This is a genomic window from Rickettsia endosymbiont of Thecocarcelia acutangulata (assembly GCF_964263195.1).
Lineage (GTDB): Bacteria > Pseudomonadota > Alphaproteobacteria > Rickettsiales > Rickettsiaceae > Rickettsia > Rickettsia felis.
This window is the reverse complement of sequence record NZ_OZ181652.1, coordinates 619,163-632,205: the sequence shown is the minus strand read 5'-3', so window position 1 is coordinate 632,205 and position 13,043 is coordinate 619,163. Positions and strand designations below refer to the sequence as shown.

Here is a 13,043-nt window from a genome sequence, read left to right as displayed (position 1 = left end):
AATCGTATTACGATGGGAAAAAGAAAAGCAATATAAAAAAATAATTGTTCTATAATATAGATTATGGAAAATGAATAACTATCCTTCAAAACTAGTACCTACTACCGGATGACCTGCTAGATCGTTATAAGTTTCTATCCCTAATAGTGCATGTGCTAGACCGCTATCTCTGATATAAATTTTTGGTGATTTAACAAGTCTTTTCCCAATATTTGAATGAAAAGGATTTAATCTTCTGACAAGTAACAAATCAACTGCCCTGATCAATAAGACTACGTAAGCTTTGAAATAATTCAGGAAATCTATGAATTTCATCGAATATAACTAATCTATCTTCAAGAAGATATACTCTAAATGACCGTTATATTGAGTTGATTTAGTGATGGTGCATTCGATTGGATTTGAACCAACGACCTTTGCCTTCGGAGGGCAATGCTCTATCCAGCTGAGCTACGAATGCAAATGAGGATACCGCCCTGTCATTGCGAGCAGGCCTTGTTGCGTGAATCAGTTTTCTATTGTCATCCCGCGACTTTGATCGTGGGATCCAGTTAAAAATACTAATAAGAACGGTCCAAAATAAATCTAATAATCGAAAATAAATAATCTTTATAACTATTCTGAACCGGAATTTTATTTAATAACTTATTTACTTCATTTTCTAAGTTACTCAAATAACTAACTGTTTCATTATGAATTTCATGTTCAATCATCAAATCACGTACTTTAATAAACTCATCATTAGTACGCTTATCGCATTTAATTATATTTTCAAGCCAGAGCTGTTTATCTTGCTCTAGCTTATTATATAAAAAAATCAGCGGTAACGTAACTTTTCCTTCTAAGAAATCATCGCCGATATTTTTGCCTACCTGTTTATCATTGCCCAAATAATCAAGTAGATCATCTATAACCTGAAATATCGTTCCGAGTAATTTCCCAAAGTCCCGCATATCTTTAGAAATATGGTCTACCTGCTCTGCTATAATAGCTCCAACTTCACAAGAAGCTCCAAATAGTTCGGCGGTTTTAGATTTAACTATTTGCTGATATTCGTCTATAGTTATAATGCGTCGCTCATTTAGCTTAACCAGCTGTACTACCTCCCCTTCGGAAATAATTGCTGAAGCTTTAGCTAGAACATTCATAGCTTTAATAGAGCTGGAAGCTACCATTAACTTAAAAGACTGACTAAAGAGGAAATCACCGACTAAAATACTTGTTTTACTTCCCCAAATAACGTTAGCCGTAGGTTTAAATCTTCTTAAAGTGCTGTCGTCTACCACATCATCATGAAGCAATGTAGCGGTGTGAATGAATTCAACGGCACTTGCGAGCTTTATATGATTATCGCCTTTATAATCAAACATTTTAGCGGTTATTATAGTTAAAAGCGGACGAATTCTTTTACCACCCGCCTCTAGTAAATATTTACCTACTGTTTCTATTAATTCTTCATCACTTTTTAAACAGCTAATGATTAAATCGTTTAACTTAGTTACTTCATCTTTTAAATCTTGCTGTATTTTTACTATAATATTCATGGTATTTTTTTAAATTTTTCTGTCATTGCGAGGAGAGGCGAAGCCTCGACGTGGCAATCTCAGAAATTTTGTACTATTTTCACGAGATTGCCACGCGGTCTTCGACCGCTCGCAATGACGACTAACGAGGTTCATCAACTATACATTCCTCTAATATTTTTTGATTAACGCTCGGAATTAACTCCATAATTTTTTCTTTTACGTTTTCTCCGGGTTTCACTTTTTTTACTGCTGCTTGGTATAAAGATAAATAATATAAAGGTATAAGTTTATTTATATCATCTATATTACCTATTTTAGCTTTGTTTAAATCGGATAAATCAAACTCATACTCAATGCTAGCGTCAATTAAATTAGATGAATTCGGGTGGTCGGATATAGTTTTTAAAAATGATTTTAGAGCATCTCCATATACTTCTTTGCTCTCTTTGGATAAGTTTTTAAAATCCCCTACTCCATATACATATAGACTTAAAACATCTATTATTTTAGAGTAATCATTAATTACTATCGTACCTTTACTGTAAGAATCTTTAAGAGCATTTACTATAGTTTCATTTGTTATATTAAATCCCGATGCGTTTGAATATAGACTTAAAGCATTTATCTGTGTTCTAGTTAATTTATTTAATTCAGTAACTAAATTAATATTTAAATTAAAATTATATTGCCTATCTTCAAAAATACTAAAATTATATTGTTTATTATTATTTAAAATATAGCTTAGTTCATTATTAAAATCTTTATATAGATTATTATTGGAAAGTTTAAACAGATAGGTTTGCCTATCGTAATATTTCTTTATAAATTCTAATGAACCTATTATAAAACCAGGTTTTAGCTTAAATTGCGAATCTATCAAAAGATCAATATTATTATTGCCGAAATCGTTTAACTTACCTTTATATAATAAATTAATATTATTTTCAAAATTATTACTATTTATTTTTGCATTAGTAACTTCAATTGTTAAATCTTTAGCAATATCTTTAAAATGCAAACTACTAGTACTAATCAAGAAATTACCGGAAAATTTGAAATTATTATTCCAAGCGGGTCTATATAATAATAAGCCGGCAGGTATTATTCTATCTTCAAGATTACTTTTTATTATTTCGGTTTCATAATAAATTTCTAATTTTTGCGGTATATTATCAAGGAAATCCTGTTTACTTGTATAATACTTACTTTTGTCAAATAACATAGTAAGTATAGTATGATCTTCTTCATATAATTTTTGATTATCTACTAAGTCAAAAATTTCTGTTTTACCGGAAGTAAATTTAATATTTTCTATTAAATTTATAACTTCAAATAAATCTTTTTTTGATCGTACTATTTCAAATAATTTAAAATTTAACGGTATTTTTGTTGATAATATACAGTTCTCATTATAAAATCTTACTCCAAACCCTCTTTCAACCGGCTTAAATTTTCCGAATGCTTCTCCGGAAAAATTTATAAATAATTTCTGCTTAAGTAAATCATAACCGATATTTATCGGTGTGGTAAATTCAATTGCTCTATTAATACTCTCTTCTTGCCAATTAATTACCGAAATACCTAATTTAAAAGGAAAACCATATGGCTGAACTTTAGAAAATTTAATAAGATATTGCTGATTAGGATTATTATCAGTTTCTTCTATATTAAGGTTGGTACCGGCATATTTTTGATTTATAGAGTGTGATAAAGAGAACATAATAGTAAACCATAGCCCACTATATGCGAGTATAATAAAGATAGTTATAAATAATATTATTTTAAGAATTCTTTTCATTATTTTAGCTGTAGTTTCCGTTATTGCGAGGAAAAATTGAAAATTTTGACGAAGCAATCTCAGGAGTATTATTTCATGAGATTGCCACGCAGCCTACGGCTGCTCGCAATGACGTGATGCCATTATTTACACAATTCTATATATTCCTTATTCAATTTTATAACGTTCCAAATCCATAAACTCATCATAACTATAAAAATTACTAATAAATATATTATAATAGAATCAAAGGTAGCAGTCGGAATAATAATAAATATCAAAGACTGTATAAATGCTCCAAGCGATTTACCGAATTTAGTACCTATTACCTCTACGGCAGCTTTTCCCTTAGTTCTAAGCTCTAAAGATAAAGGAATATACGCCATTTCTTTTGTTGAATCGAATAATGAATATTTGGACGATTTACTAAGTATGTTCTGAATAGCTCCAACAATAATCGCTGCATATAGAAGATTAAAATCACCGAAACATGCTCCTATTTCTTCAATAAAAATTATAAAGATAAAAAACATCAAGCCGGTAATAGACAACATAATAGGAGTTAATAATGCAGAAATGAGCCAACCGAGTCTTCTAAGTATATTGCTGCCTATTACCATGAAAGTAACGCATGATATCCCCATCCAAATATTAAACCTGCCCATAAAGTTAACATAGTCTATAGTGTTTGGATGTAATTCTTTTATTTTTGCTTTCCAAGGTCCTTCCACTATGTTTATTAATAATCCATAACAAATTATTAGTAAAGCAATACGACCTATATATTTTGAGTGAATTACTAATTTGATACTTTCAATTACCGAAAGTTTTGTTTTCGTTTTAGCCGTAACTTTTTTTGTATCTAAAACATTTATGGAATCCGTTAAAATAAATCTATTTATTATTCTAAATAGAAGCATAGCAATTATTCCTGCAACAACAATAATTGACATGATAGGCTGAAGCATTATAGCATTTCCGGCAGATGAATTAAAAGAATCCGGTAATAATTCTGAATCAATGACCTCCTGCCCGCTTGAGAAAAAAACAAGTACGCTACCTGCTATTATGAGACCTATATTACCGACCATTCCAAGAACTGGATAGAATCTTTTAGCTTTAGAAGTATCAAAAATGTGATTGGCAAACTGCCAAAACATTAAGTTTATGACTACTGCACTCCATAATTCTGAGAAAATATACATCAGTGCATAACTCCATTTACTACCTATTTTAATGAACCATTTAAAATTAGGGTATGAAGCAATTAAATTATTTATCATTTCATCGTTAGGATGATAAATATCTTGATTGGGATAAATAATATAGGCAAATAATAAGAAAAATAGTAAAAAACTGCCAACTATAATGTAGAAAATATATTCAAAATTTAATTTATTACTAAGCTTAACATAAAGTACGGTAAAAATTACGCACGAGGGTAATACTAACCATAATTTTAAGAAACTAATAATTTCGGCCCCCATAGAGGGTACTACTAAACTATCTTTGATAGATCTTAAAGCCCCAAAATTAAAAAGGATACATAACATCATTAAAGCCATAGGTATAAATAGCTTTAATTCTTTCCTTTCTATAGGCCAAATTATTTCTTTAACTTTTTCAAAGAAAATTTTAGGCGGTAACATTTTTATTGTAACCTTACATATTAAAGTTAACTTTTAAATCTCTTAAGTGCTAAAGTCAATTAAAATAATTAATTTATACTACTCCAAGGTGTTATTTCTCTATATCGCCAGTAATATTTTGTGATTTTATCTAATTTGTCCTGATTTGTCTTCCATAGTTCATGCTTATCGGTAGTCCATGGCTTAGGTCCTGCATAGTGTAAAATGAAGTAAGAAAAATAAGGGCTTTGATCTTCAAAATATGTCAAAAAGTTCCATCTCATCGACAAAGGATAAATGTAATCATGAAAAGCTATATTTAACACATCTTGATCAGGAAGCGAAAAGTCACATTCTGATTTTTTTATAGTTTCTAATATCGCAGATTCAGTTTGTTTTTCTCGCATATTTTTTAAGTTTAAAAATACTATCCTGCTATTTTTGTAAGAATGAGCCATATTTCTTTTACATTCTTTTATCAATTTATGATTACAATATGTAATACCTGTATCTATGCTACCTGCGGCAATATAATTACTCATATCTATTTTTTTAAGAGAATTCAAATCATGCAACACTACAATATCCGCATCAAGATATAATATAGAGTCTAGATGAGGAAAGATTTGATCAAAATATAACCTATACATTACTAAACTAGGCCAATTATACGTAAATTTTATTTTCTTATCTTTTAAAGCTTGATTTAATATATTTTCAGGAAAAGTAATAAAATCTATAGAATAATCTCTGATATATTTCATGGAAGCTAATTTTTCCATTGATTCTTGACTAACAGGGTCATTAGAATCCATAACAATATGAAATCTATAGAAACTATCTAAATCGCTATTTAGTAAACTAGAGGCTATTACTGTACTGGCATGAATAGCAAACTTATCATTAATAGTTAATGCTATATCTAGTATGTTATTTTGCCTTATACCGGTTAACTTAATTACATTTTGTATTTCTTCTATGGCAAGCTTATAATCAGTTTGTATAGTTTTTTCATTAAAAGATGACCTACCTAGTAAGTGAATTAAGCTAAGCCTATATAAACATCTAGCAGTAAGTTCCGGTATATTAAGAGAGATTAAACTATTTAAAAAAGGAATCTCATCCGCTGTATAACCGCTATAATATTTTAGGAAATCATCATCATTTTTTATTTCTAATATTTCTTTTACTTTTCCTTCGTGACCTAAAATAATGAGTTTAGCTAAATTAATCGCAGCTTTTTTAGTATATAAAGTATCTAAACCGTAGCTACCGTTTTTAATCGCTTTATATTGCTGAACTAAAGGAGCATTTTTGTCTAGATAAAGACGTAGTAAGCAATCATAACCCTTTGCTACCTCTAAACGTACCATTCCGTCTTCTACTTGAAAAGAGCAAATTTTTTCTAACCTTGCTTTATCTCTTGAGTTTAAAGATTCGCTATCTTCTAATTGCTCAAGTACTAGATCAAAATTTAATTGATCTTCACGTATGGTACTATAGAACTTTTTATAACTATAAGTCCAAATATCCATAATACAACTTGTATTTTTATGCATTCTGTAATTACTTATGAAAAAAGTAGTAATAACTATTATCAGTAGAAAAATAAAAAAGGATAATATTAAATTCGTACGAGACATTTATATTTATAAAAAATTAATGTACGGATTTTAACAATTAATAACAAAAAGAGCAATAATTATTAGGCTCTGTGAAGATTTCTAAAAAGATTATAACTATTTTTTCTTTCTCTTCTTAACTTAAATCGTATATAATTTAAACTATTCATTTTAACTTTATCAGATAAAAATGCCTTCTAAAAAGCAGCTCATCCCTAATAATAATATTTACGAATTACCTACTACTCTTGTAAGTAATATAATTTATCAAATTGAATCAGCTAAATCACAAGTAGCAAGTTACACTAATAGTACTTTAGTAATGTTATATTGGCATATTGGTTCTCTTATTAATCAAGAAATTCTAAACAATAAACGGGCTGAATATGGAGAGCAAATATTATCTCAAATAGCTAAAAGGTTAACCCTACTATATGGCAATGGTTTTGATTTTGCTAACCTTTCACGTATGGTTAAATTTTCTAAATTATATCCTTATCAAGAAATTGTTGTGACAGTGTCACAACAATTATCACGGTCGCACATCATAAGCTTTGTTATATGGCTCATTTTATGTCATTCCCGCGTAGGCGGGAATCCAGTAAAATCTATAAAAAACTTATTGAAGTTATTTTTTTGGATCCCCGCCTACGCGGGAATGACATCGAGTAGGTTTTCCGAATCATGCAATAAGACCCACATCATAAAATTAATACATATATAAAATTCATGTTAAATAACTCTCGTTTATGTATTATTTGGTTGTTTGGGCTTATTAGCGGTTTTAATCTAATGATTACCGGTAATACTTTAAATTATTGGCTTGCTAAAGAAGATATAGCACTGCAAACAATCGGTATATTATCATTCATAACGCTTCCCTACTCTATTAATTTCTTGTTAGCACCGATTTTTGATGCAGTGCAAATTAAATATTTAAACAAAATATTCGGTCATAGATTATCTTGGATTTGCTTAACTAGTACTGCGTTAATATTTCTTATATATATTTTCAGCTTTCTGGAACCTCGTACTAATCTAGTATTATTTACCTTTACGGCTTTAATTATTTCTTTTTTTAGTGCAGCCCAAGATACTATATTAAGTGCTTTAAGAACGGAAATAGTACCTAAAGAATCGCTTGGGTTTACTTCAGGAATATATATATTCGGTTATCGAATCGGGATGCTTTTAGCCGGTTCCGGAGCTATTTATTTATCTATTTATTTTACATTTAATGAAATATATAAAATCTTTGCCGGCTTAGTATTTATTTATTTAATTTTATTGATTGTAGGAATTAAGTATTGTTATTTAAACGAGAACATACATATACAGATAATCAAGAATGATATAAAAAATAATCAAAATAAAAAAAACATAATAAATTTTATATATAATGCGTTAAAACCTATAGGTTCTGTTTATTTCATTATTCTTATATTAATTTTCCTAGTATTATATAGATTACCGGATAACTTAATCAATGTTATGATTAATCCGTTTTTGCTTCATCTTGAGTATGATGCTTTTGAGATAGCAAGTGTTGGGAAGTTCTGGGGTGTTGTAGGAGCTATAATCGGCGGACTAGTTGGCGGCTTTATTATGAAACATAAAAATATACTAAATAGTATATTTTTATTTGGGATTATTCATGCTTTAGGATACATTTTGTTTATTTTTCTTGAAATACAGGGGAAAAATTCTTTATTATTATTTATCACGATAGGAATAGAAAGTATTACCGGTGGTATGACGATGACTGCTTATATAGCTTTTATTTCTTCGCTATGCCAAGGCAAATTTCGAGCTACTCAATATTCTTTTCTTTCGTCGATGATGGGAATTTCGCGCTCAATTTTTCCTATAATTTCAGGCTATATGGTAGTAAATTTTGGATGGCAAAATTTCTTTTTATTTACTACAATTATTACTATCCCCTCTTTGTTAATATTATTAAAAATAAAAACTAAATTACAATGAATGATATATTAAGTGCTTTTTTACATGGTATTGTTTTAGCTCTTGGTTTAATAGTGCCGCTTGGAGTACAGAATATTTTTATATTCAATCAAGGAGCAAAACAGCCAAAGTTTAGTAAGGCTTTAACTAGCATAATTGCAGCCTCAATATGTGATACTATTCTTATATGTATGGCAGTTCTTGGGGTATCTTTATTAATTCTTGAAATTTCTTGGTTAAAATTATCTATATTTATTGTTGGATTTATTTTTTTAATTTATATGGGATATAATACTTGGAATCAGCCGCCTATTGACCTTACAATGAATTCCGGAGCTTTTTCAGCTAAAAAACAAATTTTATTTGCTATATCGGTGTCAATATTAAATCCTCATGCTATTATGGATACGATTATAGTAATAGGTACTAGTGCTTTAAAGTATAACGGTATTGCAAAAATTATGTTTACCTTAACTTGTATATTTATATCTTGGATATGGTTTTTTTCTTTAGCAGTTGCAGGTTATAATATCAGAAAGCTAAATAAAAGTAGTACGATTTTAACCATAATTAATAAAATAGCTGCTATTATTATTTGGGCAGTTGCTTTTTATATTGGAGTACAAATATTGTATGAAATCGGTTTTATTAACTAGAAATATTGAAGAAAATAATGAAACTATAAAAGAAATAAGTAAATATAATTTAGATTTACGTTATATTCATTGTCCTTTAATTAAATATGAAACTCTAGATTTTAATATTGATATTTTAGATAATTACTCAAATATAATAATCACTAGTAAATACGCAGCAAATATCTTAGCCGGTCATAACTTAAAACAAGATATTTGGGTAGTAGGTAGTAAGTCAAAACGATTATTAGGCAAGAAAGTAATTTATACTGCTAAAAACGTGGAAGATTTGATTAAGCATTTTCCTCCTGATTTATATGAGCAGACTATATATTTATCTTCAAATGAAATTACTAAAGATTTGCCTAATAAAATAGCTAGACATATCATTTATAATGTAGAATATTTGAATGAGCTTCCGTTATCTGTTATAAAAGGATTTAAAAGCAATATTAGACATCTTTACAAACCAGCTTATAGAGAGGAATTTAAAGGAGACATGGAACGCAGCACCGCAGCGTACATAGAAGTACGTGAGGATGCGAGTACCGGATCGACGTATAAATTACCTCTAGAAGCGAAGTTTGGGAAGATGTTTATTGATTTTATATTACTTTATTCTCAGAATAGTGCTAAAACTTTTTTAAGATTATTACTTCAAAATAATTTACTAGAATATTTACAAGATAGTTTAGTTGTAGCTATAAGTTTGAAAGTTGCAAATATAGTTAGACCTTTTATAAAAAATGTGGTTTATTGTGATGATCAAAACCCTAACGATATAATCAAGTTATTATCCGAAAATGCAAAAATTTGATAGTTTATTTAAAAGCAAAAATATCTTTTTTATAGCAATAGTAATATTTGTCTTATCTTCTTTTACTTTTTATCATAATAGAGCCGATATTTTAAAACTGTTTAAAAGTGAAAATAAAGATTTAAGTCAAATTCCTGATCAAGCAGTAGGAAATAAAGAAAATAACGAGGAAGAAAAGGAAGCAACCCCTCTATTATCTACTAAGTCGCTTTTAAATTACGTAAGTTCTTTAAAGTTCCCTGAAGCACCGCCTGAACAGAAACTAGAAACTATTTTAGCCTCATCCAGAGATAAAGAGCAAGAAGCAAAGCCTATGATTAATAGGAGAGCAACGAGTGACGATGTAGGCGGAATGGGATCAATTGACTATATTAATTACTTATTAAATGTAAATCTATTAATATATAATTTCATGCAAGATAAGGATTATACCAAAGAACTAAAAACAGTATATTTCAATTGGTTACCTCTAGATATAAAGAATATTTTAAATAACTTAGAAGCATATAATAATAATTATCTTTTCTCGAAATCAAGTAGTACGGAAGTAATTTTTCCTACCAACCATAAATGGCTGGAGAAATTTATCAAAATTGAGAAAAAACCTTCTTCTATGATAATAAAAGAACAAGATAAAGCTCTAATTTTAGAGAAATTAAACTATCTAATCGATTTTCTTTATTCAGAAAAATTTATGCAGGAGTTTGTAAATAAAGATGTTTAGGTTATTATTAATATGTGCTACTTTTTTACTACTTTATTTCGGGTTTACTTTAATAAAGAGCTTTGATTCAAAAGTTTTTATTAGTTTATACGATTATAATATTGAGACTACTTTGTTCTTTAGTCTTATTTTAGGGTTATTATTACTAATTTCTTGTTTTATTGTCATTAGATTTCTAATATTAATTATCGATTTACCGTCTAAAATACATAATATTTTTAATAAACGAAAAGTTAATCATGATAGATATACTTTAATTTTAGCTTTTGCCGAATATATTATGAGTAATAAAGCTAAATCTGCTTCTATTGCCCGCAAAAATTTATCTTCTGAAGATCTAAAAGATTCACAAGAATTCCATAATTTAATCTTAGCCGTAACTGAAGAGGATGTAGATAGAAAAATTTCCTATTTTCAAAAACTTATTACATCTAAAGAATTTGTTTTTTACGGTAGCAAAAACCTAGCAAAACTTTATTATGATAAATCCTTGTATGAGAAAGCAGAAAATTACGCAACAAAGGCTTATAATTTCAATGAACTTGATAGTGACAATTTAATTACTTTAATGCGTTGTTATGCTAGACTTTCTCTATGGACGAAATTTATTTTTATAACAAATAAGCTCGCAAAATTTCATAAACATGAGTCTATGCCGGAAATTGCTGAGTATTATTTATTAGCAGCAAAGCAAGAAGTAGAAAGTAATAATACGGCTAATGCTATAGATTATTTGGAAACAGCTATAGATTTAAATTTTTATAATGATGAATTACTAGAATTTTACTTTAATTTAAATGATAAGCTTAATGTTAATAAAAAGACCAAAATATTAAAAGATGCTTTTCGTATTATCCCTTCTTTAAAATTAGTGCAGCTATTTAAAAAATTTACTTCTCTATCAGATAGGCAAATTTACGAAGAATTAACTCAAGAGTTAGATGCTAAAAAAGATGAAATATTAACTTTGGCAATAGAAGCTTATTTAGAATTATAGGTGTTGTTGTATCATGTCATTCCTGCGGAAGCAGGAATCCAGGAAAAATAGTCTTAATATTGGCAAAACAAACCTAAAAAACAAGTTTTTTATAGGTTTTTTACTGAATTCCCGTTTTCGTGGGAATGACATAAAACAAGCCATGCAACAAAGCACTTCGCTACGGCATTGTTGCATGGCTCGAAAAACCTACTGGGTGTCACCTAGTTCGCTTGACCACGGGGTCCATAAAAACAATAAAGAATACTAATATTTTAATATTTTTAACTGGATCCCGTGGTCAAGCCACGGGATGACAGAGGTGAAATTGATCCACGCGTGCAACGCTTACTCGCAATGACGGATAAGATAAAACCTAATATAAAAATAGTTTCTTTTGGCTCTTACTAATTTCTTCATTTACATTGTTATTATGGTGATGATAATTAGATTGGATCGTTATTAAATAATCACTTATTGCTTTAGAAAATTCTTCAGTTTTATAACGAAAGAAATGGTCAGCCCCATTGATAATTTTATAATCAACTTTAATATGGGATTGTTGCTTAGATAATCTATTTGCTAGGTCTTTTACATTATCTGCCGATACTATACTATCATTATCTCCCTGTAATATAAACCCTGGGATGGGACAAGGTGAAAGGAAAGAGAAGTCATATTTATGAATTGTATTAACCGGCGGCGAAATAGCAATAAAATGATTTATTTCCGGACGTCTCATTACAAGCTGCATAGCTATCCATGCTCCGAAAGAAAAACCTAATATCAGATTAGACTGAGCATTTGGGTTATTCTGCTGTAACCAGTCGAGAGCTGCCCCAGCATCAACAACTTCACCGACTCCGTTATCAAATTTACCTTGCGATCCCCCTACTCCTCTAAAATTAATACGTAAGACGGTATAACCGTTATCTGCTAAAATTTTATAGGCATTATAAACTACTTTATTATTCATATTACCCTCATATAAAGGATGAGGATGAAGAACTAATGCAATAGGAGCATTAGGTGAGGTAGCTTTTGCATATCTTCCTTCAATTCGTCCTTCCGGACCGTTAAAATAAATTTGCGGCATAATTATTCATAATATTTAATTTGTTCGATATGATATTTTACCACTTTTTCTTATTAGTGCAACTGTTCTTAATTAAAATATGATTGTATTGACGCATGCCGCCATATATACTAAAGCTTCTGATAAATGAAAAATAAATAGACGAAGCTCAATTTGGAAAAGAGCAAGGAGTCTGTAAGCCGAGGAGAGGAGCGTATAATAATACGTGAGCATCCGAGGTCTTACAAAGACGACGTAGCCAACTTTTCAAATTCAGCGAGTATATGTCGGAAGCCATGAG

12 protein-coding genes and 1 tRNA gene are annotated in these 13,043 nt (G+C 29.3%); 6 read left to right on the top strand and 7 right to left on the bottom strand.

All coding sequences use genetic code 11. From position 1 onward, the window contains the following. Nucleotides 1–78: 78 nt before the first annotated feature. From ACE38Q_RS03385 to ACE38Q_RS03360, 6 genes are all read right to left on the bottom strand, one after another. Complete coding sequence (locus ACE38Q_RS03385) at nt 79–315, bottom strand: DUF4143 domain-containing protein (RefSeq protein WP_500190100.1); 237 nt, start codon at nt 313–315, stop codon at nt 79–81. A 68-nt stretch (nt 316–383) separates the two neighbouring features. Beyond that, nucleotides 384–460: transfer RNA gene (locus ACE38Q_RS03380), tRNA-Arg, on the bottom strand. Between the two features lie 100 nt (nt 461–560). Next, a complete protein-coding gene (locus tag ACE38Q_RS03375; RefSeq protein WP_500190099.1) occupies nt 561–1,544 on the bottom strand; it encodes a polyprenyl synthetase family protein in 984 nt (327 codons plus the stop codon). A 121-nt stretch (nt 1,545–1,665) separates the two neighbouring features. Next, nucleotides 1,666–3,324 (bottom strand): hypothetical protein, encoded by a 1,659-nt coding sequence (locus ACE38Q_RS03370; RefSeq protein ID WP_500190098.1) that lies wholly within the window; start codon nt 3,322–3,324, stop codon nt 1,666–1,668. 122 nt (nt 3,325–3,446) lie between these two features. Beyond that, the gene (gene tlc3 / locus ACE38Q_RS03365; RefSeq protein WP_500190097.1) at nt 3,447–4,952 is read right to left on the bottom strand and encodes a nucleotide exchange transporter Tlc3; all 1,506 of its coding nucleotides are present in this window, start codon (nt 4,950–4,952) and stop codon (nt 3,447–3,449) included. A 68-nt stretch (nt 4,953–5,020) separates the two neighbouring features. After that, the gene (locus tag ACE38Q_RS03360; RefSeq protein ID WP_500190096.1) at nt 5,021–6,490 is read right to left on the bottom strand and encodes a glycosyltransferase family 8 protein; all 1,470 of its coding nucleotides are present in this window, start codon (nt 6,488–6,490) and stop codon (nt 5,021–5,023) included. 253 nt (nt 6,491–6,743) lie between these two features. Here ACE38Q_RS03360 and ACE38Q_RS03355 point away from each other — a divergent pair, with 253 nt between their 5' ends. From ACE38Q_RS03355 to ACE38Q_RS03330, 6 genes are read left to right on the top strand one after another with little or no spacing between them, the layout of a single operon-like run. Beyond that, nucleotides 6,744–7,277 carry a DUF1016 N-terminal domain-containing protein gene (locus ACE38Q_RS03355; protein ID WP_500190095.1) on the top strand — a complete coding sequence of 178 codons (534 nt, stop codon included), beginning with the start codon at nt 6,744–6,746 and terminating at the stop codon, nt 7,275–7,277. Nucleotides 7,278–7,282: 5 nt separating this feature from the next. Beyond that, nucleotides 7,283–8,536: an AmpG family muropeptide MFS transporter gene (locus ACE38Q_RS03350; RefSeq protein WP_500190094.1), complete on the top strand. Its 1,254-nt coding sequence runs from the start codon at nt 7,283–7,285 to the stop codon at nt 8,534–8,536. Next, nucleotides 8,533–9,171 (top strand): LysE/ArgO family amino acid transporter, encoded by a 639-nt coding sequence (locus ACE38Q_RS03345; protein ID WP_500190093.1) that lies wholly within the window; start codon nt 8,533–8,535, stop codon nt 9,169–9,171. The genes ACE38Q_RS03350 and ACE38Q_RS03345 overlap by 4 nt, the downstream gene beginning before the upstream one ends. After that, the gene (locus ACE38Q_RS03340) at nt 9,149–9,967 is read left to right on the top strand and encodes a palindromic element RPE1 domain-containing protein (RefSeq protein WP_500190092.1); all 819 of its coding nucleotides are present in this window, start codon (nt 9,149–9,151) and stop codon (nt 9,965–9,967) included. Before ACE38Q_RS03345 ends, ACE38Q_RS03340 begins: the two co-directional genes overlap by 23 nt. Next, nucleotides 9,954–10,691, top strand: coding sequence for a palindromic element RPE2 domain-containing protein (locus ACE38Q_RS03335; protein ID WP_500190091.1), 738 nt, complete (start codon nt 9,954–9,956; stop codon nt 10,689–10,691). The genes ACE38Q_RS03340 and ACE38Q_RS03335 overlap by 14 nt, the downstream gene beginning before the upstream one ends. Next, a complete protein-coding gene (locus tag ACE38Q_RS03330; RefSeq protein WP_500190090.1) occupies nt 10,684–11,688 on the top strand; it encodes a tetratricopeptide repeat protein in 1,005 nt (334 codons plus the stop codon). The genes ACE38Q_RS03335 and ACE38Q_RS03330 overlap by 8 nt, the downstream gene beginning before the upstream one ends. Nucleotides 11,689–12,043: 355 nt before the next feature. On the opposite strand, the gene ACE38Q_RS03325 is transcribed toward ACE38Q_RS03330, so the two are convergent. Further along, a complete protein-coding gene (locus ACE38Q_RS03325; RefSeq protein WP_500190089.1) occupies nt 12,044–12,763 on the bottom strand; it encodes an alpha/beta hydrolase in 720 nt (239 codons plus the stop codon). Nucleotides 12,764–13,043: the final 280 nt, after the last annotated feature.